Raw genomic sequence first — 22,169 nt, forward strand, 5'->3', positions numbered from 1 at the left:
AAAACTACTTCAGCCCCAGCTTCTGTTTTAGGTACACGAAGGACAGCCCCCACATCTCGGCCGCAAGCTTGTGGTTGGCGCCGGCCGAATGGCCGCCATCGGTGTTCTCGAAGAACAGCACGTCGTCGCCGAACGCCTCCATCTTCGCGGCCATCTTGCGCGCATGCACCGGCGTCACGCGGTCGTCGCTGGTCGCGGTGGTGAAGAGGATCGGCGGATATTTCACCCCCGGCTTCACGTTCTGATAGGGCGAGTATTTCTCGATATAGGCGCGCGCCTTGGGGTCCGCCGGATCGCCGTACTCGTCGGCCCAGGACTGGCCGGCGCCGATCTGGGTGTAGCGGAGCATGTCGATCAGCGGCACCTGGCAGATCACCGCGCCGAACAGGTCTGGATGCTCGACCATCGAGGCCGAGACCAGGAGCCCGCCATTCGAGCCGCCGACGATGCCGAGCTGCTTGGGGGTGGTGAAGCCGCGCTTGACCAGATCGCGCGCCACCGCGGCGAAATCGTCGAACGCGTTCTGGTGGTTCTCGAAGCGTGCCGCCTCGTGCCAGGCCGGCCCGAACTCGCCGCCGCCGCGGATGTTCGCCACGACATAGATGCCGCCATGGGTCAGCCACAGCAGGCCGAAATTCGCCGAATAGCCGGGCGTCAGCGAGATCTCGAAACCGCCATAGCCGTAGAGCACGGTCGGCGCCGGTCCGCTCAGCGTCTTCGGCCGCGTCACGAAATAGGGGATCATCGTGCCGTCGGTCGAGGCGACCTGGAACTGCTCGGTGACAAGGTCCGAGGAATCGAACCGTGGCGGCAGCGCCTTGATCTCCACCGGCTTGCCGTCGCCCTTGTCGAGATAGAGCGTCGAGGGCTTCAGATAGCTCTCGAAGGTGAACATCGCCTCGGGTCCGAAATCATTGGCCGCGACGACATGGGTCGAGCCGTTGGCCGGCAGGTCGAGCTTGACATCGTTCCAGGCGCCGCTCGGCAGGCGGCGGAAGGTATGGATCGAGCCCGTCACATTGTCGAAGATCGAGGCGTAGATCGCGTCGCGCCCCGTCGCCACCTCCTCGATCGTGCTGCGCGGGCCGGGCGCATAGAGCACCTCGACGTCGCTGCCGTCGGTCTTCATCGTGAGCAGCGCGCCCTGCGGATAGGTCTTGGCCCGCGTGTTCCAGTCCTTGCGCAGCGTGAAGACGAGGCGATCGCCGACCATGCCCTGGATGACGGCGGAGAGCGGCAGGTCGATCCCGGTCAGCGTGCCGTCGGCCGCGACGTGGTGGTATTCGTTCTCGAAGAAGCTGACGCCGCGCACGACCATGGCATAGGTGCCGCCGGCGCCGTGCAGCGTCTGGGTCTGGACCGCGATGTCCTCGGGCTTGCCCTCCAGCAGGGTCTTCGCCGCATCGACGGCCTCGCCGCGATGCCAGATTTTCACGATGCGCGGATAGCCGGATTTGGTCAGCGTGCCGGGACCGAAATCGGTGGCGAACAAAACCGTGTCGTCGTCCAGCCAGCTCGCGTCCGACTTGGCATGGGGCAGCGCGAAGCCGTCCTTCACGAAGGCCTTGGCGCCGAGATCGTATTCGCGGATCACATGGGCGTCGCCGCCGTCGCGCGACAGGAGCACCAAGCAGCGCTTGAGGTCGTCGGTGCAGTTCGCACCCTCCCAGATCCAGTTCTCATGCTCGTCGGCGGCGAGCTTGTCGACGTCGATGATGGTTTCCCAATGCGGGCTCGGGCTCGCATAGTCTGCAAGCGTGGTGCGGCGCCATACGCCTTTCGGATTGGCGGCGTCCTGCCAGAAGTTGAAGACGGTGTCATGGACGATGCTGCCATAGGGGATGCGATCCGTGGCGTCGAGCACCTTGAGCACCGCATCGTGGTCCTGGGCATAGCGCGGGTCGGCCTGGAGCACGGCGCGGGTGCGCGCGTTCTGCTCCGCCACCCAGGCGAGCGGCTTGGCGCCGTGGATGTCCTCCAGCCAGAGATAGGGGTCTTCCACGCTCACCGCTCCCTTCGCCGCCACCGCCAGCAATAAACCCGCGGCCACCAGCCATGTTCCACGCTTCATAGAGTCGCTCCGCTCGTGCCCGGACTGTATGGAAAGCGCCGGCCGCAAGGTCAATCCGCCACTGGCCCCCGGCGGCGCCCGCGCCTATATACCGCCCCATGACGCCGTTCCTGAAAATGCACGGGCTGGGCAACGATTTCGTGGTCTTCGACGCGCGAAAGCAAGCACTTGCGCTGGACGAGGCGGCTGCCCGCGCGGTCGCCGACCGTCGCCGCGGCATCGGCTGCGATCAGGTGATCGTGATCCGTCCCGGCACGGGCGGCGCCGACGCGACGATGGAGATCCGCAATCCCGACGGCAGCGAGGCGGAACAATGCGGCAATGCCACGCGCTGCGTCGCGCGGCTGTTGATGGCGGAAACCGGGAAGGCGGAGCTGCGGATCGACACGCGCGGCGGGCCGCTCGTCTGCACGGATGCCGGCAGCGGAATGGTGACTGTGGATTTCGGCGCGGCGAAGCACGACTGGGCCGACGTCCCTCTGGCCAAGCCTATGAACACCGAAGCGCTGACCCTCGTCCTGCACGATGCGGAGCATCGCGGCACCGAAGTGTCGGGCATGGCGCTATCGATGGGCAATCCGCACTTCGTGTCGTTCGTTCCGAATGCCGAGGTCGCACCGGTGATCGAGCTTGGTTCGGCCATCGAACGCCATCCCTTCTTCCCGAAGCGGACCAATGTCGAATTCGTGAGCGTTCTGGCGCCCGGCCGGTTGCGCATGCGGGTATGGGAACGCGGCGCCGGGGTCACGCTGGCCTGCGGCAGCGGCGCCTGCGCAGCGGCCGCCGCCGCTTATCGGCGCGGCCTGGTCGGACGCGAGATGGACATCCAGCTGGACGGCGGCGTCCTGCATTTCCAGATACGCGAAGGCGACGAGCACATCCTGATGACCGGCCCTTCCGCCTTCGTGTTCCAGGGCGAGATCGATCTGAAGGCGCTGGCCGCGTGAGCAACGAGATCATCACCTTCGGCTGCCGCCTGAACGCCTATGAGTCCGAGGCGATCCGCGCCCGCGCGGCCGAGGCCGGGCTCGACGGCGCGGTGATCCTGAACACCTGCGCGGTCACGGCCGAAGCCGTGCGCCAGTCGCGCCAGACGATCCGCCGGGTCCGCCGCGAGCGGCCGGACGCGCGGATCATCGTCACCGGCTGCGCGGCGCAGAGCGAGCCGCAGACCTATTCGTCGATGTCCGAAGTCGACCTCGTGCTCGGCAATGCCGAGAAGCTCCAGGCGCGCATCTATCGCGAGCCCGACGCGGAGCGCGTGCGCGTTAACGACATCTTCTCGGTGCGAGAAACCGCCGGCCAGATGATCGACTGCTTCGAGGGCCACACCCGCGCCTTCCTGCAGGTGCAGAACGGCTGCGACCACCGCTGCACCTTCTGCATCATCCCGTTCGGGCGCGGCAATTCCCGCAGCGTGCCGATGGGCGCGCTGATCGCCGAGGCACGGCGGCTGACCGAGGCGGGCTATCCCGAACTGGTGCTGACAGGTGTCGATCTCACCGCCTATGGCGCCGACCTGCCGGGTGCGCCGACGCTGGGCGGCCTCGTGCGCAAGATCCTGAAGCTTGTGCCTGAGGTAAGGCGGCTGCGCCTCTCCTCCATCGACAGCATCGAGGCCGACGAAGAATTGCTGCGCGCCATCGCAGAAGAAGAAAGGCTGATGCCGCATTTCCACCTCTCCGTGCAGTCGGGCGACGACATGATCCTCAAGCGCATGAAGCGCCGCCATGGCCGCGCCGACACGATCGCGTTCTGCGACACCGTGCGGCGGCTACGGCCAGACGCTGCCTTCGGCGCCGATCTCATCGCCGGCTTCCCGACCGAGACCGAAGACATGTTCCGGCGCACGATGGACCTTGTCGACGAGGCCGGCCTGTCGAACCTGCACGTCTTCCGCTTCAGCGCGCGGGCCGGAACGCCCGCCGCGCGTATGCCGCAGCTCGATCGCCAGACGATCAAGGACCGCGCCGCTCTGTTGCGCGCCAAGGGCGAGACGGCCGCCGCGGCGCGCCATCTGACATTGGTCGGCACGACGCGGACCCTTCTGGTCGAGCGCGGCGGCATCGGCCGCACGCCCTGCTTCGCGCCGGTGCGGATCGAGGGCTGCTCCCATGGCAGCTTCGTCTCCGCGCACATCGCCGGCCTGGTCGACGGCAAGCTTTCGGGAGTGCTCGCGGCATGAGGGATTTCGGCGAAGCGCCTCCGCCGCCCACCTTCTTCGAGCGGCTGAAGGCCGGCCTGTCGCGCTCGACGGCCGGGCTGTCGGACAGCATCGCGGGCATCGTGACCAGGCGGAAGCTCGACGCGGTCAGCATCGGCGAGCTGGAAGAGGCGCTGATCAAGGCCGATCTCGGCCCGGCGCTGGCGGCCCGGCTGGCGCAGGCGGTGAGCGACAAGGGCTTCGGCCTCGACGTCAGCGACTATGACATCCGCGAGACCTTGCGCAGCGAATTGCTGAAGGTCCTGCAACCTATCGAGAAGCCGCTGGTTGTAGATGGCGCCATCAAGCCGTTCGTCATCCTGGTCGCGGGCGTGAACGGGACCGGCAAGACCACGACCATCGGCAAGCTCGCCAAGCGCTTCGCCGCCAATGGCGCGAAAGTCGTGCTCGCGGCGGGCGACACCTTCCGCGCCGCCGCCATCGAGCAGCTCGGCATCTGGGCCGTGCGGACGGGCGCGGAGATGGTGGCCAAGGGCGCCGGCGCGGACGCCGCGGGCCTGGCCTTCGAGGCGCTGGAACGGGCACGCGCGAGCGGCGCCGACGTTCTGTTGATCGATACCGCCGGCCGGCTGCAGAACAAGGCCGGTCTGATGGCCGAGTTGGAGAAGATCGTGCGCGTCATCAAGAAGCTCGACCCGACCGCGCCGCATGCGACGCTCCTGGTGCTCGACGCCACCACCGGCCAGAACGCGATCAACCAGGTCGAGGGCTTCAAGAACACGGTACCGCTAACCGGGCTGGTGATGACGCGGCTCGACGGCACGGCGAAGGGCGGCATCCTGGCCGCGCTTGCGCAGAAATATGCCTTGCCCGTCCATTACATAGGGGTCGGCGAGGGCGTGGACGACCTGCAGCCCTTCAACGCCGCCAATTTCGCCAAGGCACTGACGGGGGCAAGATGAGCGTGCAATTGCGGCGGATGCTGCTGGACTTGGGTCCGCTCGTCGCCTTCTTCCTGGCGTTCCAGTTCTTCGGCATCTATGCCGCGACCGGCACATTTATGGTGCTGGTGCTGGTCTCGCTGGCGACGGGCTATTGGCTGGAAAAGAAACTGTCCGTCATCGCGCTGTTCAGTGCCGTGATCGTGCTCGTGTTCGGCGGCCTGACGCTCTGGCTGAAGAACGACACCTTCCTGAAGATCAAGCCGACGATCATCTATGCGACGTTCTGCGCCGTGCTGCTCGGCGGCCTCGCCTTCAATCGGCTTTTCATAAAATACGCGCTGTCCTTCGAGTTCGAGATGCCCGAAAGCGCGTGGCGGACGCTGACCTGGCGCTGGGGCGTGTTCTTCGCCGTCCTCGCCGTGCTGAACGAGATCGTGTGGCGCAATTTTTCCACCGGGCAGTGGGTGACGTTCAAGGTCTGGATCACCATGCCGCTGGTGTTCGCCTTCGGCCTGCTCCAGGCGCCGGTACTCTTGAAGCACATGCCGCAGGACAAGCAGGGCGGCTGAGGTTCAGCGCGCCGGCGGAAAATTTCCGTTCTCTCCCGGCGGATTGGAGAACGGCGCGAAGATGGCCGCATCCTTGCTTTCGCGCCAATGGTGCAGCGCCCAGCGCACGCTGGGGAATGCAATCTCCGTCCACGGAATATCGTCCCACGAGAACAGTTTCACATCGAGACTTTCCGCACCTGCGCCAAATTGCTCCGTATCGAGGCGCGCGCGATACATCAGTTGCACCTGGCTGAGCCTTGTGACGGAATAGACGGCGAGAAGACCTTCCAGCACGATCTCGCACAACGCTTCCTCGCGCGCCTCGCGCCTGGCGCCGTCCTCCGGCGTCTCGTTCTCTTCGAGATAGCCCGCGGGCAAGGTCCAGAACCCTTTGCGCGGTTCGATCGCGCGGCGGCACATCAGGATGCGTTCGCCGAACCTAACGACCGAGCCCACAACGATTTTCGGATTTGTGTAATAGATATGGCCGCAATCGCCGCAGACATAACGTTCCGTTGTGTCTCCCTCCGGCACAACGCGGACGAAGCGCGGATTGGGCGGGAAGGATCGTTCGTCGTCGGCCATGCGTTGGATATTCTGGCTCATGCGCGCGCGAAACAAAATGGCAATTCGAATCTTTGCGTTGCAAACGGCGCATCAAACGCGTTAGAGACTGTTGTGACGGGGCTTGGGGACGTCTAATCTTTTCATCGAGCATGCGACCCGGGTAACGGGTGCCTGACAATCGCGACATGGCGGACAACGTCGGCGGATTGTTCTGCAGGGGTTTTGAATGACGAAAGGCCAGCGCAAGACGAATGGCGGCTTCGCATTGTCGGAGTCGCCCTCTCATCTTCTCAAGCGCTGCGCGCAATTCTTCGGCGATCTTTACGCGCACGAGTCCGGCTCCGCCGAACTCACCAAGCAACAGTTCACGCTGCTCGCCGCGCTCGAGCACAACGAAGGCGTGAGCCAGACCGCGCTCGTCGAGATCACCGGCATCGACCGCTCGACGCTCGCGGAGATGGTGCGCCGCATGCTGGAGAAGGGATTACTCTCGCGCGAACGCACCGAGGAAGACCAGCGCGCGAACTCCGTCGCCATCAGCCAGGTCGGGCGCAAGGCGCTGCGCGCCGCGCGCACCGCATCCGACCGGGCGGAGAAGGCGCTGCTCGATCCGCTGCCGCCGACCGAGCGGCAGAAATTCGTCAAGCTGCTGGCATTGGTCGCCTCGGCCGGCGAGGCCTATGCCGAGAACGGCCATGCCGCGCCCAAGGGCCGCGGCCGCCGCCGCCGGGCGTAAGACTTTCCAATTAAACGCGAATATCGAGGTTGGCGCCTGGCCGGCCCGAGCTGTTGTAGCCGCCCGCAGCCCCCTGGGCGGGCGCGGAGGGCGCCGCCTTGGCGGGCGCCGTCTGCTTGAAGTCCATGGGCGCGAAATCGGCGGCTTCGGCGCCGTTCTCGTGCGCCAGCGCGGAGGCGAATTTCGCCTGCGCCTCGGGCGCCACGCGCTGCGCGCCGCGCGCGATCTGCTGCGAGGCGATGAGAAGATTGGCGGCACTGAGCTGCATCGCCGCACTCTCGCAAATCATGGTTGCCGAAGTCTTAAATCAATACGTGGAGGCGCGGGCGATCGCGGGAAGGATGTCGACCACAAGACCGTCCGGCGACAGCGGCCCGAAGCGGCCGCGCACGATGCCGTGACGGTCGAGCACGAAGGTCTCCGGCACGCCGGAGATGCCCCATTCGATTCCGGCGCGGCCTTCCGCGTCGAGGCCGATGCGCTCGAACGGATTGCCGTACTCGTTCAGAAACGCGCGCGCCGCATCCGGCTTGTCCTTGTAGGCGATGCCGATCAGGCGCACGCCGCGGGCGCGCGCGAGCTGGGCGAGCTGGGCCGCCTCCTCCCGGCAGGGCACGCACCAGGACGCGAAGAGGTTGACCAGCGTGACCCGGCCCTCGGCCGCAAGGTCCTTCGGCCCGAAGCCCTGGGCCTGGGCGTCCAGCGCCGGCAGCGTCAACGCCGGCGCCGGCTTGCCGAGCAGGGCCGACGTCATCGCGGCGGGCGGCGGCGGACGCAGGCTCGCATAGAGGAACCAGCCGAGACCCAGGAACGCGACGACGGGCAGGATGTAGAAGAGGCGCTTCACGGCTTCTCCAAAAGGGCGAGCCTGGCCTTGACGCGGCCATAGGCGCGCAGCGTCAGGACGACGGCGCCGCCCAGCAGCAGCACCGACACCCCATAGGCCGGCCAGACATAGGCGGCATATCCGCCCATCGCGAGGATGCCGTTCATGCCGCGCCCTCCAGCAGCAGGGAGCGCACGCGGCGCTCCAGGATCTCCGTCCGTATGCGGATCGTCCACAGGGTCACGAACAGAAGCGTGTAGCCGAGCCCCATCAGCGCGAGCGGCCAGAGGAAGACCCCCGCGATCTTCGGGCCTCCGGCGCGGAAGATGCTCTCGCCCTGGTGCAGCGTCGTCCACCAGTCGACGGAGAATTCGATGATCGGCAGGTTCACCGCGCCGACCAGCGCCAGGATCGCGGCGGCGCGCGCCGCGCGCACCTCGTCCTCGAACGCGTTCCACAGCGCGATATAGCCGAGATAGAGGAACAGCAGCAGAAGGAACGACGTCAGCCGGCCGTCCCACACCCACCAGGCGCCCCACATCGGCTTGCCCCAGAGCGAGCCGGTGACGAGGCCGAGCAGCGTGAACACCGCGCCCAGCGGCGCCGCCGCCTTCGCCGCGACGTCGGAGAGCGGATGGCGCCACACCAGTCCGAACAGCGAAGCGAGCGCCAGCAGCCCGTAGCCCATCATCGCCGTCCAGGCCGCCGGCACGTGCAGGAACATGAGCTTGACCGTGTCGCCCTGCTGGTAGTCGGGGGGCGCGAGAAAGCCGAGCACCAGCCCCGTGCCCAGCGTCAGGACGGTCGCGCCCGCGAGCCAGGGGAGCAGCGCCGCGCTCGCATCCATGAACCGCTTAGGATTGGCGAAGGTGAAGAGGCTTGCCATGGCTGCGATCTAGGCCGTTGCCGCTGGGGCCGCAAGCATGGCGCTCATCCTGCGAGGTTGAGCCGCACGGCGGCCGCGGCCGCGAAGGGCGACAGCAAGGTGGCGGCGATGGAAAAGGCGGCGAGCAGCAAAAGCGCGCCGCTGGGCAGATGGTCGAGGACCCCTTGCACCGCGCCGGCGCCGAAGATCACGGCGGGCGCCAGCAGCGGCAGCACCAGCAGCGGCAGGATCAATCCGCCGCGGCGGATCGCGAGCGTCAGCCCGGCGCCGATCGCGCCCAGCGCGCTGACCGACGGCGTGCCGATCAGCAGCGACAGCGTCAGCATCGCGATCGCCGGCGCCGGCAGGCCGAACATCAATCCGAGCAGCGGCGACAGCAGCGTCAGCGGCAGTCCCGTGGTCAGCCAGTGCGCCGCGATCTTCGCGACCGCGACGGCTTCCAGCGACAGCGGCGACAGCGCGATGAGGTCGAGGCTGCCGTCCTCGAAATCGGACTGGAACAGCCGATCGAGCGAGAGCAGCGCCGCCAGCACCGCCGCGACCCAGAGCACGCCGGCGGCGACACGCGCCAGCAGCTTCAGATCCGCGCCGACGCCGAGCGGTACCAGCGTCGCCACCGCCGCGAAGAATCCCAGCGCCAGCGCCGCGCTGCCACCCGCCCGCGTCGCAAGGCGCATATCGCGCAACAGAACGGCGGCGAACGGGCTCACGCCGCCGCTCCCAGCGTGAGCCGTTCGCAGGCGATCCCCAGCGGCTCATGCGTCGCCGCGACGGCGATGCCGCCGGCGAGGCAATGCGTCCGGATCAGGCCGGCGGCGCGGCCCTTGCCGTCGGCGTCGAGCGCCGCGAGCGGCTCGTCGAGCAACCAGACGGGACGGCGCGAAAGCCTGAGCCGCGCCAGCGCGAGGCGCTTCTTCTGGCCGGCGGAGAGATACTGGCAGGGTAGATCGGCCAGCGGCGCCAATCCGACTTCGCCCAGCGCGGCGGCGACGTCGCTATCGGTCCGATAGAGTCGCGCGAAGAAGCCGAGCACCTCGCGCGGCGTGAGCTGCGGCTTGGCGGCGTCGTGATGGCCGAGCCAGCCGACCCGCCGGCCCCGCTCCTCCGCATCCGCGACCGCGCCCAGCGCGATCGTGCCCGCGGCCGGCGCGAGGAAGCCCGCGATCATCCGCAGCAGCGAGGTCTTGCCCGCGCCATTGGCGCCTTCGAGGCTGAGCACTTGGCCGGGTTCGACGCGAAAGCTCAAATCGCGGAACAGCAGGCGCTGGCCGCGGATGCCGGTGAGCCTGTCGGCCGTCAGTGCGTCGACCATGACGGGCCCGAACCGCTTTCAGCCCGCAATGTATTGCGCGCCGTTGACCGTCATCGTGGCGCCGGTGATGAAGGCGGCGTCGTCGGACGCCAGGAAGCAGGTCATCTTGGCGATCTCGTCCGCCTTGCCTAGCCGGCCGACGGGAATCGTCGCGATGATGCCGGCGAGCACCTTCTCCGGCACCGCCTGGACCATCTCGGTATCGATATAGCCCGGGCAGATCACGTTGACGGTGATGCCCTTCTTGGCGGTCTCCTGCGCCAGCGCCTTGGTGAAGCCGATGATGCCGGCCTTGGCGGCGGAGTAGTTGGTCTGGCCCATCTGGCCCTTCTGGCCGTTGATCGACGAAATGTTGACGATGCGGCCGAAATTGCGCTCGCGCATGCCGTCGATCAGCGGGCGGCACATGTAGAACATCGAGCCCAGATCGATGCGGATGACGTCGTCCCACTGCTCGGCGGTCATCTTGTGCAGCATGGCGTCCTTGGTGACGCCGGCATTGTTGACGAGGATGTCGATGGGCCCGAGCGCGCCTTCGACATCCTTGATGCCGGCGGCGCAGGCGGCCGCGTTGCCGACGTCCCATTTGAACACCGGAATGCCGGTCTCGGCCTTGAACTTCGCCGCCGCTTCGTCGTTGCCGCAGTAATTCGCCGCGACGCGATGGCCGCAATTCTTCAGGCCGATCGAAATGGCGGCGCCGATTCCGCGCGTCCCGCCCGTCACCAATGCAACCCGAGTCATGTCCTGGTCCCCGTAACCCTGCTGGATTTTCTAGTTGTCTAGCACATAGCCCGGTGGTACGCGCCCGCGCAATATTATTCTCCCGCGACACATCGCCTTGATATTTTCAAGCAGCGTGACGGCGATCACGGACGCATCGCGGCCGGCGCATGCAGGGTCGCGGCGTGGTGATCGGAAGGCGCATCCGTTGCGGAAAAGTGTCGGCTATCTTTGCCTTGCCGCTCTTTCGGTGGTGCTGGGCGCCGGCGCGGGCGCGCTGAACGTGTCCGCCTCGCGGCAGGCGTCGAGCGTCGGCCATGGTCGCGCGAAACCGATCCTGGTCTTCTATTTGACCGATGGAGCGGGCCACGCGCCGGGCCCTGCGGTGAACCTCGGGACAACGCCGGCGCCGATTGCCGAGCGGGTCGCGCCGACGAAGAGAGACGGCGGATCGCGCCGCCTCTTTCCGCTTTCGCGTCGCTAGAAGCCGCGCGCGTTCCTACCGCTCCACGCACATCGCGATGCCCATGCCGCCGCCGATGCAGAGCGTGGCGAGGCCCTTATGCACGTCGCGGCGCTGCATCTCGTGCAGCAGGGTGACGAGGACGCGGGCGCCCGAGGCGCCGATCGGATGGCCGATGGCGATGGCGCCGCCGTTCACGTTCACCTTGGCGGTGTCCCAGCCCATGTCCTTGTTCACCGCGCAGGCCTGTGCCGCGAAGGCTTCGTTCGCCTCGATCAGGTCGAGATCGGAGGCCTTCCAGCCCGCCTTCTCGAGCGCCTTGCGCGAGGCGGGGATAGGCCCGGAGCCCATCACCTTGGGATCCACACCGGCCTGGGCCCAGGACTTGATCGTCGCCAGCGGCTTCAGCCCACGCTTCTTCGCTTCGCTCGCGCTCATCAGAACCAGCGCTGCCGCGCCGTCATTGATGCCCGAGGCGTTGGCGGCCGTGACCGTGCCGTCCTTCTGGAAGGCGGGCCGCAAGGCCGCCATCGCCTCCAGCGTCGCGCCGTCGCGGATATATTCGTCGGTGTCGACGATCTTCTCGCCCTTGCGTTCCTTGATCGTCACCGGCGCGATCTCGTCCTTGAAGCGGCCGGCCTTCTTGGCCGCTTCCGCCTTGTGCTGCGAGGCGACGGCGAACTGGTCCTGCTGCTCGCGCGTGATCTGCCATTCGCGCGCCACGTTCTCCGCCGTGACGCCCATGTGGTAGCCGTTGAAGGCGTCCCACAGCCCGTCCTTGATCATGGTGTCGATGAATTCGAGATTGCCCATCTTCTGGCCGGCGCGCAGATAGGCGCCGTGGACCGACTGGCTCATCGATTCCTGGCCGCCGGCGACGACGATCGCCGAGTCGCCCTGGGCGATGGCCTGGGCCCCGAGCGCGACCGCGCGCAGGCCCGAGCCGCACACCATGTTCACTTCCCAGGCCGGGACTTCGACCGGCACGCCGGCATGGATCGAAGCCTGCCGCGCCGGGTTCTGGCCCTGCGCCGCGGTGAGCACCTGGCCGAGGATGACCTCGGAGACGTCTTCCGGCTTGACGCCGGCGCGCTCCAGCGCCGCCTTGATCGCGACCTTGCCGAGCTCATGGGCGGGAACGCTCGCGAAAGAGCCGTTGAACGCGCCGACGGGCGTGCGCGCGCCCGATACGATGACCACTTCTTCCACCAGAACCTCCCGGAAATCCGCCTTGATGCGGATTCCCTGCAAAATGCCGCGAATGCGAGCAGCGGTAAACTGGGCCAAATCGCCCTATGCTTTCAGATAGTTAGTGCTTGGCCGATCCACAACCCCATGTTGCGCCTGCGCAAGCGGCCCTTTACACGGAGATTTGCGTGTAGTTGTTTTAACCTCCATCGAGCGTCCGGCAGAGGCGCGAAACGCCCACAAATCAACGCAAAACAAAAGAGAAGAGCGCGTGTCGGAAGAAAGCACCAAGGCTCAAGAGCCTGTCGTCATCAAGAAATACGCAAACCGCCGGCTCTACAACACGCAGACGTCGAGCTATGTCACGCTCGATCATCTGGCGTCGATGGTGAAGGAGGGGACCGAGTTCGAGGTGCGCGACGCGCGCACCGGCGAGGACATCACCCGCTCGGTCCTGACTCAGATCATCTTCGAGGAAGAGGCCAAGGGCCAGAGCCTGTTGCCGATCAAGTTCCTGCGCCAGCTCATCCGCTTCTACGGCGATTCCTTGCAGAGCTTCGTGCCGGGCTATCTCGACATGAGCATGGAAGGCTTCGCCAAGAACCAGGAAGCGATGCGCAACCGCCTTGCCGAGGCGTTCGGCGGCTCCGGCCAAGTGATCGAGAACCTGACGCGCCAGAACATGGCGATGTTCGAGCGCGCCATGTCGATGTTCTCGCCCTTCGCCGCGACGCGCCGCGCCGCGACCGAGGAGGAGACCAAGGCGAACGGCTCCGCCGAGCCGAAGCCCAAGCCGTCGGAAGAGATCAGCGAGCTCAAGAGCGAGATCGAGGCGATGCGCCGCCAGCTCGCGGAGCTGAGTCAGCGGAAATGATTCCACCCTCCCCTTGAGGGAGGGTAGGAGTCACGTCTTCAACCACGCCGGTTCGATCTGCGGCTCGCCGAAGAAGAAGCCCTGGAAATAGTCGACGCCCATCGCTTCGAGCAGCTTGGCGTCCTCCTCCGATTCCACCCACTCGGCCACGACCTTCAGGTTGAAGCTCTTGGCCAGGCCGACCAGCGTGCGTACGAAGATCTGGTTCTCCGGCGAGGCCGACAGGCCCTTGATATAGGCGCCGTCGATCTTGACCATGTCGATGTGCAGCATCTGCAGATTGCGGAACGAGGTATAGCCCGCGCCGAAATCGTCGATCGCCACGGTGCAGCCGAGCTCGCGCAGATGGCTGACGAACTGCGCGTTCTCCTCGAAGTGATGCAGCGCCGCCGTCTCGGTGAGCTCGATGTTGAGGCGCGGCGCGACCTCGGCATTGGCGCGGATATAGTCGACGAAGCTGTTCAGCCAGGACGGATTGCCGGCCGCCGTGCCCGACACGTTGACGCCGAGCTGGACGCCGGGATTGGCGCGCAGCGTGGCGATGGCGATCTCCAGCGCGCGGCGGTCGATCAGGCCGACGATGCCGAGCTGCTCGGCCGCCGGCACGAACTGCCCCGCGGTCGCCAGCGAGCCGTCGTTGCGCCGCATGCGCAGCAGGCTTTCATATTTGAAGACGGTGCGGTCCTTGGCGTGGATGATCGGCTGGTAGGCGAGCAGGAGGCGGTTGTCGTTCAGCGCCGCCACGACCTCGTCGGCGATCGCCATCAGGCGCAGCCGCGCGCCCTCGCGCAGCGGCGATTTCTCGTAGGAGTGGAAGCCGTCGCGCCCGGCGCTGCGCGCGCGGTCGAGCGATTCCTCGGCCCGCAGCATCGCCTCCTGGCTCGACGCCGCGCCGCCCGGCAGCCACACCGCGCCGACCGAAGTGGTGGCGGAGACCTGGCCGCAGCGGGTATCGATCACGCGGTTGCGCACCGCGGCCCGCAGCCGTTCCGCCACGACCGCGATCTCGCGCTCGCTGCAATTCTTCAGGATGACGCCGAACTTGTTGCCGGCGGTGCGGCCGATGATGTCGCTCGAGCGCAGCGTGCGCGACAGCCGCTCGCCCACCGCGACGATCACCTCGTCGCCGGCGTCGAAGCCGTAGCCGTCGTTGATCATCGCCAGCCGGTCGATCGAGGCGACGATGAAGGCGCAGTGCCGCTCCTCGGCGCGCGCCTTGTCGATCGCCTGGGTGAGTTCGGCGCGCAGTGAATTGCGGTTCAGATGGCCGGTGAGCTCGTCGCGCGTCGCCAGATAATTCAGACGCTGCATCTCGCGCTGCTTCTCGGTGGTCACGCGCAAGAGGCCGGTCAGTCTTTCGCTGCGCCCGTCGGGCCGCGCGCTGCGCAGGCCCACCATGGTCAGCCAGATCGAGCCCATCGCCGAAGAAGCCTCGAGCGACAGGTCGAATTGCGTGTCCTGCGGCGTGCGCGTGTCGATCAGGGCGGCGAGGCGGCCGCGCGAGTCCGGGCTCAGCCAGCTCATGAAGGCGGTGCCGCGCGCAAGCCGCTGCGGATCGGCGTGATAGGGCACGATGTCCAGCGCACCGTCCCAGACGATGCGGTCGTCGGCGACGGTCCAATCGAACCCCGCGACGCCGGAGCCCAAAAGGGCCAAGCGCAGCCTCTCGATCTGTTCGGCCGCTGTTAGCGCCTCCAAACCGTCGGCTGGCTTCTTCTGAAGCGGCTGACTCACATCCACCATCCCTGGCCGCTTTGCGGCCTTATGGACCCCGATCATGGCGGCAGGGGCTTAAAAAACTGGTAATTGCCGGCGCAATGCCGGGAACGGTCGGGCGCGGCGCGGGGTTTGCCTTAAGGACCGGTTATGAGCCTCTTGCCGACATCAAGCCCGACGATCAGCGCGCCCGTTCTGCGCGCACGATTGGCGTCGCGCGGCTTGGCGGAGTCCAATCATTCCAGCGCCTTGGGCAGCGAAGGTCCGGCCGAAGAGCGGCGCAGCCCCATCCCCGAGCGCCGCCGCGACCCCGGCAGGCTGTCCCAATCCGGCACACCGGCACGCGAGCCGCTTTGGAACGGTCCGCGTCTCAACTCCGCTTTCGTCGCCCAGGTCATGGGCCAGGTTCTGATGGAACGGCGCGAACCTCACTCAATCCGGACGACGGCGGCCTATCGCGAAGCCGCGCAGATCGCGCCCGGTTCGTTCTTCGACCGCGGCACCTGAGCGCGACAGCGCCAGCGCGAGGCCGAGAAGACCCGCGGCACAGAACAGCGTCAGTTCCGGTCCCGCATCCGCCAGCGCGAAAGCCGACGCCGCGCCGAGGAAACAGAACGCCGCCGCCACACCTTGAACGACGGCTAGCCGATCCCCGCTCCTGGCGCCCAGCACGCCGATCGCGACGGCGCCAAGCGCCGACGGCCCGAGCGACAAGGCCGCCATGCCCGTGACCGCCGCCGCCAGCGCGGCGAGACTGACCGCCGCCAGCAGCGACGCGGCCAGCGTCGGCTCCAGCGGCTTTGCCCGCGCCGCGGCGGCGCCCAGCACGAGCACGCTGAGGCCGATCGGCAGGACGAGCAGCGCGATCGCCGGCGCCGCGGGCTGGGCCGCCAGCGACGCGACGCCCAGCGCGGCGAACAGGATCGCCGCGAAGCGGATATGCACCCGCGCGGGCGGCCGCGCACCGGCCGCGACCAGCCACGCCGCCAGGGTCGATGCAAGCAACAGCAAAGAAGCGGCGCGCGCGATCACGGCTGCTTGGCGACCAGCGCGACGATCAGCGACCGGATCTCGGCGAGAGCGTCTTCGACGCGCGCCAGCCGCTCGCCCAGTTCGCGCAACGCGCCGGCATCGCCGGGCGCCTCCTTCGGCACGGGCGTCGATATCCCCGCGCGGTCGGCGATCTCCGCCGCCGGGGCGGCGAGGAGCGCCGACAGCACGCGGACATCCTTCGCCGAAAGCTCGCGCTGGTCCTTCCACAGCTCCGCGATCTGCTCTTCGGTAAGGCCGAGCGCCGCAGCAACGGTCGCGCGCGTCAGGCCCGCGGAAGCGAGCCGCGCATCGAACCAGGCCGAATCGAAGAACAGCGCCATGGCGCGGATTCTAGAGCTTATTGCTCGGCGTAGTAATCCGGCCGGCTGATCATGGCCGCGCCCAGCACATGACCATAGCCGCCCTGCTGCACGATGACGGCGACGCCGTCATGCGGGACGCCGCCCGCCTTCGGCAGGGTGAGCGACAGCGCCTTGCCCCTGTAGACGCCCACCGCGCGCGGATCGCTCGCGACGTTGCGATAGGTGATGGTGCGCCCCGCATTCTCGCCGCTCGGGATCGCCACGCTCACCGCGGAGCGCAGCTGGAACATCCACACCGTCGCGTTCTGCGGACCCGGCACCGCGCCGATGTCGATGTGCATGTCCTGCGGCGTCTCGCGCAGCGAGACCGGCACGACGGGTTCGACCGGCGGCATCGGCGGCACGACCGGCATCGGCATGGCCGCCGGCACGGCGCGCGCCGCATCCGCCGCGCGTGCGGCATCGATTTCGACGCGGGCGGCGGCCTGCGCGCGCACCGCATTGCCCCGCGCCAGAACCATCGCCTGGGCCGCTGCGAGTTCGGCGCGGCGGTCCGCGATCGCGGCCTCGACCGCCCCGGCGCGGCTGCCGACCACATCGATCACGCCGTCGACGATGATCTGCGGCGTATAGACCCCGCCATGGCCCATGGCGGCGGCATAGGCCTTTTGCCGGCGCGTATTGGCCTCGCTCGCCAGCGTGTCCTTCCAGCCCAGCATGTCCCAATAGGTGATCGGCAGGCTGATCGCGATCACGCCCGGGCGCTGCGCGAGGCGGCCCAGCAGGACATCCGCCGGCGGACAGGAACTGCAGCCCTGGCTCGTATAGAGCTCCACCACGATCGGACGCGGCCCGGCCTGCGCCGCGCCGGCGCAAAGCAGCACGGCGAAAGCGAAGGCGACGATGCGGCGCGGCGATCTCATGACGGGGACCATAGGATCAGACGCGACGCGCCTCCAGTCACTTAGACTTGAAAGGCTTTTTCACGGCCGCCCGGAACCGAAATGGCTTTTGCTTCAAGACGTCTTCGGAAAATACGTCAGTCCTTACGCAATCGGCGACGGCGTGGCGCGGGCGTCGCACCGGTCCGCAATCGGCGGCCGGAACGGCCGGATGCGATTGACCGCCGGCCAAGACGCTCCATATGTTCCACGTCCAATTTGGCGTGTCGAAACGGTGGCGGGATTTCCCGTCCGCCGCGGACGGCGTTTGGGGGAACGCGAACGATGGCCCAGATAAAGGTCGAGAATCTCGGCAAAATCTATCGTGTCGCGGCCCGCGATCCGGGGCTCGTGGGCGCCTTCCGCGGCCTGTTCCGGCGGCGGTACAAAGAGGTCGTGGCGCTCGATTCGGTGAGCTTCGCGCTCGAAGAAGGCGAACTCCTCGGTTTCATCGGACCCAACGGCGCCGGCAAGTCGACCACGATCAAGATCCTGTCGGGCATCCTGCGTCCGACCTCGGGACGCTGCGACGTCGGCGGCCTGATGCCGTGGGAAAGCCGCATCGCCCATGTCGCGCGCATCGGGGTCGTGTTCGGCCAGCGCACGCAATTGTGGTGGGACCTGCCGGTGATCGAGAGCTTCGAACTCCTGCGCGACATCTACCGCGTCGCGCCGGCGAAATTCGCCGCGACCTGCGAACGCCTGGTCGAGATGCTGAAGATCGGCCCGATCCTGGACACGCCGCTGCGCCAGCTTTCGCTCGGTCAGCGCATGCGCTGCGAGATCGCGGCCGCGCTGCTGCACAGCCCGCGCATCCTCTTCCTCGACGAGCCGACCATCGGGCTCGACGCGATGTCGAAGCTGGCGCTGCGCGATTTCGTGAAGACGCTGAACCGCGAGGAGGGCGTGACCGTCCTTCTCACCACCCACGACATGCACGACATCGAGGCGCTGGCGCGGCGCGTCATCATCATCGGCAACGGCCGGCTGTTGCGCGATTCCAGCTTCGACTCCATGCGCACCGATGTGCTCGGCGAGCGGCGCCTGATCGTGGATTTCGCGGGCGATGCGGACGGCATCGCGGTCGAGGGTGCGACGGTGCGCCGCCGCGACGGCCGCACCGTCGAATTCGCCTTCGATCCGGCGCGGACGCCGGCGCACGTCCTGATCGCGCGCGTCGCGGCGGCGCACGAGATCGCCGACATGCGGGTCGAGGATCCGGGGATCGAGGAAGTGATCGCGCTGTTCTACGCGTTGCACGGCGCGGTGGACGCATGAGCGCCGCCGCCGCCCTGCCCTATCTCTCGATCCTGCACGCGCGCTTTTCGCTGATGCTGCAATACCGCACCGCCGCCTGGGCCGGCGTGGCGACGCAGTTCTGGTTCGGCGCCATCCGCGTGATGACCCTCGTCGCCTTCTATGACGGCAGCGGCGGCGGCCAGCCGCTCAACCTGGCGCAGGTCGTGACCTATATCTGGCTCGGCCAGGCCTTCCTCGCCATGCTGCCCTGGGCGGCCGATGCCGAGATCGCCGCCGCGGTCGAAAGCGGCAATGTCGGTTACGAGCGGCTGCGCCCGATCGACACTTATCTGTTGTGGTTCGCCCGCGCGCTGGCCTGGCGGGTCGCCAATACGAGCCTGCGCGCCGGACCGGTGTTCGTCCTGGCGGCGCTCCTCCTGCCGCTGACCGACATGCGCGATTGGGCATGGCGCCTGCCGGCGAGCGGCGTCTCGGCGCTGCTCTTCGTCCTGTCCATCGCGCTGACCGCGCTTCTGTCGTCGGCCATCACGGTCCTGCTGAACATCGTCGTCACCGCATTGAAGACGCAGCGCGTGGTCGGGTTCTCGATGGGGCTCGTCAATCTCTTTTCGGGCTTGGTGATCCCGCTGGCGCTGTTTCCCGCCTGGGCGCAAACGCCGCTTCTGTGGCAGCCCTTCGCGGGCCTCGCCGACATCCCCTATCGCATCTATTTCGGCGCGCTCGCCGGCCCCATGGCCGTGCAGGGACTGGCCGCGCAGGCGCTGTGGATCGTGCTGCTCGTCCTGGCGGGCCGCTGGTGGCTGAACCGCGTGATGGCGCGCATCGACATGCAGGGGAGCTGAGCATGAATGGTTTTGCGATCTATTGGCGCTATGTCGGCGTGAGCCTGCGCGGCCAGATGCTGTATCCGACCGCATTCCTGCTCAGGCTAGCATCGCAATTCCTCGTCACCATCGTCGAGTTCGCCGGCGTGTGGGTGCTGTTCCAGCGCTTCCATCATGTGCGCGGCTGGAGCTTTTCGCAGGTCGCGCTGTTCTACGCCATCACCAGCATCGCCTTCGCGCTGGCCGACGGGCTGTCGCGCGGTTTCGACGGCGTCGGGCCGCTCTATGTGAAGACGGGAAATTTCGACCGCCTCCTGCTGCGTCCGCGCAGCACAGCCTTGCAGATCACGGCGCAGGATTTCTGGCTCAGTTCGATCGGGCGGGTCGCGCAGGGCCTGGTCGCGCTGGCGGTGGCGGTTTGGCTGCTGAAGCCGGATTGGGGCGTGGGTACCGTCTTGCTGCTGACATGGTCGGTCGCGGGCGGGACCAGCCTGTTCTTCGCACTCAAGACGCTGGAGGGCACGCTGTCCTTCTGGACGACGGAAGGCCTCGAAGTCGCCAACACGCTGACCTATGGCGGCGAGGCGGCGGCGCAGTTTCCGCTCGACATCTATGCCGCCTGGTTCCGCAAATTCCTCACCTATTTCGTGCCCATCGGCTGTTCGCTTTATTTCCCGGTTGCGCTGGTGCTCGGCCGCGATGCCGGCGTGCCCGCCTGGGTCGCGGTGCTGTCTCCGGCGACGGGGTTCGCGTTCCTTGGCCTCGCCTTGGCGGTCTGGGGTGTCGGCATCCGCCACTACACGAGTACGGGAAGCTGAGCGTGGTGCTATACGTTTGCGTATGGCCGAGCCGAAATGGGAAACCTACCGCTCCTTCCTCGCGGTGATGACGGAGGGGAGCCTGTCGGCGGCGGCGCGCAAGCTGTCGCTGACCCAGCCGACGCTCGGGCGGCATGTCGGCCAGTTCGAGGCCGATCTCGGCCTGCCGCTGTTCCTCCGCTCGCAGACCGGGCTCATTCCCACCCAAGCGGCGCGCGAATTGCTGCCGCACGCCCAGGCAATGGCGAGCGCCGCCGAAGCGCTGGTGGCGAAGAAGCTCGGACGCATCGGCTTCGGCCTGTTCGCCCATCGCCGCTACCTGGAAAAGCACGGCACGCCGAAGAGCCTGGACGACATGCGCGGCCACGCCATCATCGGCTTCGACAAGGAGACGCCGTTCATCCAGGCGCTGCGCAAGGCCGGCCTGCCCCTGTCGCGCGAGATGTTCGCGCTGCGTACCGATGCCGATCTGGCGCAGCTCGCGGCGCTGCGGGCCGGCTTCGGCATCGGCGTGACGCAATTGGGCATCGGCCGGCGCGAGCCCGATCTGGTGCCTCTGCTTCCCGGCGCGCTGAAATTCGAGCTCGAGATGTGGCTTGCGATGCATGGGGATTTGCGCGGGACCAGGCGCATGCGTCTGCTGTTCGACTGTCTGGCGGAGAACCTCGCCGCCTATGCCGCGACGTCGCGGGCGGGCTGACCATGGCGGACGAATTCCTCATCGCCGCCCTGAACGCCGATGCGACGGATAAGGTCGTGGCGCTCTATCGCGCGGCGGCGGGCGGCGGCGGACTCGCCCGCGCGCCGGACGAGATCGACGAGGCCTATGTCGGCAAATTCCTCGAAGCCGCGTCGCGCGACGGCATCGGCCGCGCGGTCTTCGCCCGCGACGGCACACTGATCGGCGAGATCCACGCGCAGCGCATGACGCCGCGCCAGTTCCGGCACGTGCTGACGGACCTGACCGTCGCGGTGCATCCCGACTGGCAGGGCAAAGGCCTGGGTTCGTTGCTCTTCGCCCAACTGATCGCGGCGGCGCGCGAAACCGTGCCGCCCATCACCCGCATCGAACTCTTCGCCCGCGAAGGCAACATGGGCGCGATCCGCCCTCTATCGGCGCATGGGCTTCAAGATCGAGGGCCGGTTCGAGGGGCGCGTCCGATTGCCGGACGGCAGGATCGAGGACGACATCGCGATGGCTTTGATATTACAGCGGAATTATAGCAGAAATATGTAATTTGCATATTTAACGTATTTCTCGTATTATATGTTTATGGCAAAGACAAAACACACGACGACGGCCGGCGAACTGGTTCGCCAATTCTCGCATTACAGCGATCTCGCGCTGTCCGAGCCGGTGATCGTCACCAAGAACGGCCGCCCGCGGAACGTACTCCTGTCGGTCGAGGAATATGAGCGGCTGAAGCTGCGCGATCGGCAGGTGGTGAAAATCGAAGACTTGCCGGAAGAATTCATTCCGCAGCTTGAGGCCATCGCACGCGGCGAGATTCCGTGAATCCAGCCGAGCCGCCCGCGCCCGGAACGATCTTTCGCTATGCCTATCTTTGGTCTCACGAACAGCAACGCGGCCAAGAAGAAGGCCTGAAGGATAGACCGGCCCTCGTTTTGGCGGTCGCCGTCAGCGCATCAAAAGTCGCCGCGTTGGCTATCACGCACTCGCCGCCGCAAAACCAAGACGAAGCGATTGCACTCCCGCGGTCCGTGAAGAAAGCGCTCGGTCTGGACAATCAAGATTCGTGGGTCGTGTTGACGGAAGCCAATGTCTTTACCTGGCCGGGCCCGGATTTACGCAACATACCCGGCGCCGAGCCACCGACGGCGATCTATGGACGTATCCCATCAGACCTGATGCAGGTCATAGCCCAGCGCACATTGGACATGCGCAACCGACGACGCATGCGATTCATCTCTCGGACCGAATAATAAGGC

At 67.1% G+C, this 22,169-nt stretch carries 28 protein-coding genes; 14 read left to right on the top strand and 14 right to left on the bottom strand.

The window, feature by feature from the left end:
- Nucleotides 1-4: 4 nt before the first annotated feature.
- The gene (locus WDN01_13025) at nt 5-2,071 is read right to left on the bottom strand and encodes a prolyl oligopeptidase family serine peptidase (GenBank protein ID MEJ0026942.1); all 2,067 of its coding nucleotides are present in this window, start codon (nt 2,069-2,071) and stop codon (nt 5-7) included.
- Between the two features lie 98 nt (nt 2,072-2,169).
- Between WDN01_13025 and dapF the strand changes: the two genes are divergently transcribed.
- The 4 genes from dapF to WDN01_13045 are packed head-to-tail and all read left to right on the top strand — an operon-like array spanning nt 2,170 to nt 5,748.
- On the top strand, nt 2,170-3,018 hold the full coding sequence (dapF, locus tag WDN01_13030) for a diaminopimelate epimerase (protein ID MEJ0026943.1): 849 nt from the start codon (nt 2,170-2,172) through the stop codon (nt 3,016-3,018).
- Nucleotides 3,015-4,256, top strand: a complete 1,242-nt coding sequence (gene mtaB, locus WDN01_13035; GenBank protein ID MEJ0026944.1) for a tRNA (N(6)-L-threonylcarbamoyladenosine(37)-C(2))-methylthiotransferase MtaB — start codon at nt 3,015-3,017, stop codon at nt 4,254-4,256. Before dapF ends, mtaB begins: the two co-directional genes overlap by 4 nt.
- Entirely contained in the window at nt 4,253-5,197 is a 945-nt protein-coding gene (gene ftsY / locus WDN01_13040; protein MEJ0026945.1) for a signal recognition particle-docking protein FtsY, read from the top strand. Before mtaB ends, ftsY begins: the two co-directional genes overlap by 4 nt.
- Entirely contained in the window at nt 5,194-5,748 is a 555-nt protein-coding gene (locus WDN01_13045; protein MEJ0026946.1) for a septation protein A, read from the top strand. The genes ftsY and WDN01_13045 overlap by 4 nt, the downstream gene beginning before the upstream one ends.
- Nucleotides 5,749-5,751: 3 nt before the next feature.
- Here the strand turns inward: WDN01_13045 and WDN01_13050 are convergent, their stop codons facing one another.
- The gene (locus tag WDN01_13050; GenBank protein MEJ0026947.1) at nt 5,752-6,315 is read right to left on the bottom strand and encodes an NUDIX hydrolase; all 564 of its coding nucleotides are present in this window, start codon (nt 6,313-6,315) and stop codon (nt 5,752-5,754) included.
- Nucleotides 6,316-6,523: 208 nt separating this feature from the next.
- Here WDN01_13050 and WDN01_13055 point away from each other — a divergent pair, with 208 nt between their 5' ends.
- Nucleotides 6,524-7,033 (top strand): MarR family winged helix-turn-helix transcriptional regulator, encoded by a 510-nt coding sequence (locus WDN01_13055; protein ID MEJ0026948.1) that lies wholly within the window; start codon nt 6,524-6,526, stop codon nt 7,031-7,033.
- 10 nt (nt 7,034-7,043) lie between these two features.
- Here WDN01_13055 and WDN01_13060 read toward each other — a convergent pair whose 3' ends face one another.
- The 7 genes from WDN01_13060 to phbB are packed head-to-tail and all read right to left on the bottom strand — an operon-like array spanning nt 7,044 to nt 10,801.
- Nucleotides 7,044-7,301: a hypothetical protein gene (locus WDN01_13060; GenBank protein MEJ0026949.1), complete on the bottom strand. Its 258-nt coding sequence runs from the start codon at nt 7,299-7,301 to the stop codon at nt 7,044-7,046.
- A 39-nt stretch (nt 7,302-7,340) separates the two neighbouring features.
- On the bottom strand, nt 7,341-7,880 hold the full coding sequence (locus WDN01_13065; protein ID MEJ0026950.1) for a DsbE family thiol:disulfide interchange protein: 540 nt from the start codon (nt 7,878-7,880) through the stop codon (nt 7,341-7,343).
- Nucleotides 7,877-8,026: a heme exporter protein CcmD gene (gene ccmD / locus WDN01_13070; GenBank protein ID MEJ0026951.1), complete on the bottom strand. Its 150-nt coding sequence runs from the start codon at nt 8,024-8,026 to the stop codon at nt 7,877-7,879. The genes WDN01_13065 and ccmD overlap by 4 nt, the downstream gene beginning before the upstream one ends.
- Nucleotides 8,023-8,745: a heme ABC transporter permease CcmC gene (gene ccmC, locus WDN01_13075; protein MEJ0026952.1), complete on the bottom strand. Its 723-nt coding sequence runs from the start codon at nt 8,743-8,745 to the stop codon at nt 8,023-8,025. The genes ccmD and ccmC overlap by 4 nt, the downstream gene beginning before the upstream one ends.
- A gap of 44 nt (nt 8,746-8,789) precedes the next feature.
- Nucleotides 8,790-9,455, bottom strand: coding sequence for a heme exporter protein CcmB (ccmB, locus tag WDN01_13080; protein ID MEJ0026953.1), 666 nt, complete (start codon nt 9,453-9,455; stop codon nt 8,790-8,792).
- Nucleotides 9,452-10,057: a heme ABC exporter ATP-binding protein CcmA gene (gene ccmA, locus WDN01_13085; GenBank protein ID MEJ0026954.1), complete on the bottom strand. Its 606-nt coding sequence runs from the start codon at nt 10,055-10,057 to the stop codon at nt 9,452-9,454. Before ccmA ends, ccmB begins: the two co-directional genes overlap by 4 nt.
- 18 nt (nt 10,058-10,075) lie before the next feature.
- Entirely contained in the window at nt 10,076-10,801 is a 726-nt protein-coding gene (gene phbB, locus WDN01_13090) for an acetoacetyl-CoA reductase (protein MEJ0026955.1), read from the bottom strand.
- Between the two features lie 115 nt (nt 10,802-10,916).
- On the opposite strand from phbB, the gene WDN01_13095 reads away from it, so the two are divergent.
- A complete protein-coding gene (locus WDN01_13095) occupies nt 10,917-11,264 on the top strand; it encodes a hypothetical protein (GenBank protein ID MEJ0026956.1) in 348 nt (115 codons plus the stop codon).
- 15 nt (nt 11,265-11,279) lie between these two features.
- On the opposite strand, the gene WDN01_13100 is transcribed toward WDN01_13095, so the two are convergent.
- Nucleotides 11,280-12,452 (bottom strand): acetyl-CoA C-acetyltransferase, encoded by a 1,173-nt coding sequence (locus WDN01_13100; GenBank protein ID MEJ0026957.1) that lies wholly within the window; start codon nt 12,450-12,452, stop codon nt 11,280-11,282.
- Nucleotides 12,453-12,702: 250 nt separating this feature from the next.
- Between WDN01_13100 and phaR the strand changes: the two genes are divergently transcribed.
- Nucleotides 12,703-13,305, top strand: a complete 603-nt coding sequence (gene phaR, locus WDN01_13105) for a polyhydroxyalkanoate synthesis repressor PhaR (GenBank protein ID MEJ0026958.1) — start codon at nt 12,703-12,705, stop codon at nt 13,303-13,305.
- 30 nt (nt 13,306-13,335) lie between these two features.
- Here phaR and WDN01_13110 read toward each other — a convergent pair whose 3' ends face one another.
- The 4 genes from WDN01_13110 to WDN01_13125 form a co-directional block, all read right to left on the bottom strand.
- Nucleotides 13,336-15,039: a bifunctional diguanylate cyclase/phosphodiesterase gene (locus WDN01_13110; GenBank protein ID MEJ0026959.1), complete on the bottom strand. Its 1,704-nt coding sequence runs from the start codon at nt 15,037-15,039 to the stop codon at nt 13,336-13,338.
- A gap of 414 nt (nt 15,040-15,453) precedes the next feature.
- Nucleotides 15,454-16,032 (bottom strand): hypothetical protein, encoded by a 579-nt coding sequence (locus tag WDN01_13115; protein MEJ0026960.1) that lies wholly within the window; start codon nt 16,030-16,032, stop codon nt 15,454-15,456.
- A gap of 17 nt (nt 16,033-16,049) precedes the next feature.
- Nucleotides 16,050-16,394 carry a hypothetical protein gene (locus WDN01_13120; protein MEJ0026961.1) on the bottom strand — a complete coding sequence of 115 codons (345 nt, stop codon included), beginning with the start codon at nt 16,392-16,394 and terminating at the stop codon, nt 16,050-16,052.
- A 17-nt stretch (nt 16,395-16,411) separates the two neighbouring features.
- Nucleotides 16,412-17,299: a DUF1223 domain-containing protein gene (locus WDN01_13125; GenBank protein MEJ0026962.1), complete on the bottom strand. Its 888-nt coding sequence runs from the start codon at nt 17,297-17,299 to the stop codon at nt 16,412-16,414.
- A 303-nt stretch (nt 17,300-17,602) separates the two neighbouring features.
- Here WDN01_13125 and WDN01_13130 point away from each other — a divergent pair, with 303 nt between their 5' ends.
- The 7 genes from WDN01_13130 to WDN01_13160 are packed head-to-tail and all read left to right on the top strand — an operon-like array spanning nt 17,603 to nt 22,163.
- Entirely contained in the window at nt 17,603-18,595 is a 993-nt protein-coding gene (locus WDN01_13130; protein MEJ0026963.1) for an ABC transporter ATP-binding protein, read from the top strand.
- Nucleotides 18,592-19,419: a hypothetical protein gene (locus WDN01_13135; protein MEJ0026964.1), complete on the top strand. Its 828-nt coding sequence runs from the start codon at nt 18,592-18,594 to the stop codon at nt 19,417-19,419. The genes WDN01_13130 and WDN01_13135 overlap by 4 nt, the downstream gene beginning before the upstream one ends.
- Before the next feature lie 2 nt (nt 19,420-19,421).
- Complete coding sequence (locus WDN01_13140; GenBank protein ID MEJ0026965.1) at nt 19,422-20,219, top strand: ABC-2 family transporter protein; 798 nt, start codon at nt 19,422-19,424, stop codon at nt 20,217-20,219.
- Between the two features lie 22 nt (nt 20,220-20,241).
- A complete protein-coding gene (locus WDN01_13145; protein MEJ0026966.1) occupies nt 20,242-20,919 on the top strand; it encodes a LysR family transcriptional regulator in 678 nt (225 codons plus the stop codon).
- Between the two features lie 2 nt (nt 20,920-20,921).
- The gene (locus tag WDN01_13150) at nt 20,922-21,443 is read left to right on the top strand and encodes a GNAT family N-acetyltransferase (protein ID MEJ0026967.1); all 522 of its coding nucleotides are present in this window, start codon (nt 20,922-20,924) and stop codon (nt 21,441-21,443) included.
- Nucleotides 21,444-21,492: 49 nt separating this feature from the next.
- Complete coding sequence (locus WDN01_13155; protein ID MEJ0026968.1) at nt 21,493-21,735, top strand: type II toxin-antitoxin system prevent-host-death family antitoxin; 243 nt, start codon at nt 21,493-21,495, stop codon at nt 21,733-21,735.
- On the top strand, nt 21,732-22,163 hold the full coding sequence (locus WDN01_13160; protein ID MEJ0026969.1) for a hypothetical protein: 432 nt from the start codon (nt 21,732-21,734) through the stop codon (nt 22,161-22,163). Before WDN01_13155 ends, WDN01_13160 begins: the two co-directional genes overlap by 4 nt.
- Nucleotides 22,164-22,169: the final 6 nt, after the last annotated feature.

Source organism: Rhizomicrobium sp., from assembly GCA_037200985.1.
In the GTDB taxonomy this organism is placed as follows: Bacteria; Pseudomonadota; Alphaproteobacteria; order Micropepsales; family Micropepsaceae; genus Rhizomicrobium.

Bases quoted from the DNA above. Each gene is read 5' to 3' on its own strand.
- WDN01_13025 (MEJ0026942.1), bottom strand. From the start codon at position 2,071: ATGAAGCGTGGAACATGGCTGGTGGCCGCGGGTTTATTGCTGGCGGTG.
- dapF (MEJ0026943.1), top strand. From the start codon at position 2,170: ATGACGCCGTTCCTGAAAATGCACGGGCTGGGCAACGATTTCGTGGTC.
- ftsY (MEJ0026945.1), top strand. From the start codon at position 4,253: ATGAGGGATTTCGGCGAAGCGCCTCCGCCGCCCACCTTCTTCGAGCGG.
- WDN01_13045 (MEJ0026946.1), top strand. From the start codon at position 5,194: ATGAGCGTGCAATTGCGGCGGATGCTGCTGGACTTGGGTCCGCTCGTC.
- WDN01_13050 (MEJ0026947.1), bottom strand. From the start codon at position 6,315: ATGGCCGACGACGAACGATCCTTCCCGCCCAATCCGCGCTTCGTCCGC.
- WDN01_13055 (MEJ0026948.1), top strand. From the start codon at position 6,524: ATGACGAAAGGCCAGCGCAAGACGAATGGCGGCTTCGCATTGTCGGAG.
- WDN01_13060 (MEJ0026949.1), bottom strand. From the start codon at position 7,301: ATGCAGCTCAGTGCCGCCAATCTTCTCATCGCCTCGCAGCAGATCGCG.
- ccmD (MEJ0026951.1), bottom strand. From the start codon at position 8,026: ATGAACGGCATCCTCGCGATGGGCGGATATGCCGCCTATGTCTGGCCG.
- ccmC (MEJ0026952.1), bottom strand. From the start codon at position 8,745: ATGGCAAGCCTCTTCACCTTCGCCAATCCTAAGCGGTTCATGGATGCG.
- ccmA (MEJ0026954.1), bottom strand. From the start codon at position 10,057: ATGGTCGACGCACTGACGGCCGACAGGCTCACCGGCATCCGCGGCCAG.
- phbB (MEJ0026955.1), bottom strand. From the start codon at position 10,801: ATGACTCGGGTTGCATTGGTGACGGGCGGGACGCGCGGAATCGGCGCC.
- WDN01_13120 (MEJ0026961.1), bottom strand. From the start codon at position 16,394: ATGGCGCTGTTCTTCGATTCGGCCTGGTTCGATGCGCGGCTCGCTTCC.
- WDN01_13125 (MEJ0026962.1), bottom strand. From the start codon at position 17,299: ATGAGATCGCCGCGCCGCATCGTCGCCTTCGCTTTCGCCGTGCTGCTT.
- WDN01_13130 (MEJ0026963.1), top strand. From the start codon at position 17,603: ATGGCCCAGATAAAGGTCGAGAATCTCGGCAAAATCTATCGTGTCGCG.
- WDN01_13135 (MEJ0026964.1), top strand. From the start codon at position 18,592: ATGAGCGCCGCCGCCGCCCTGCCCTATCTCTCGATCCTGCACGCGCGC.
- WDN01_13140 (MEJ0026965.1), top strand. From the start codon at position 19,422: ATGAATGGTTTTGCGATCTATTGGCGCTATGTCGGCGTGAGCCTGCGC.
- WDN01_13145 (MEJ0026966.1), top strand. From the start codon at position 20,242: ATGGCCGAGCCGAAATGGGAAACCTACCGCTCCTTCCTCGCGGTGATG.
- WDN01_13150 (MEJ0026967.1), top strand. From the start codon at position 20,922: ATGGCGGACGAATTCCTCATCGCCGCCCTGAACGCCGATGCGACGGAT.
- WDN01_13155 (MEJ0026968.1), top strand. From the start codon at position 21,493: ATGGCAAAGACAAAACACACGACGACGGCCGGCGAACTGGTTCGCCAA.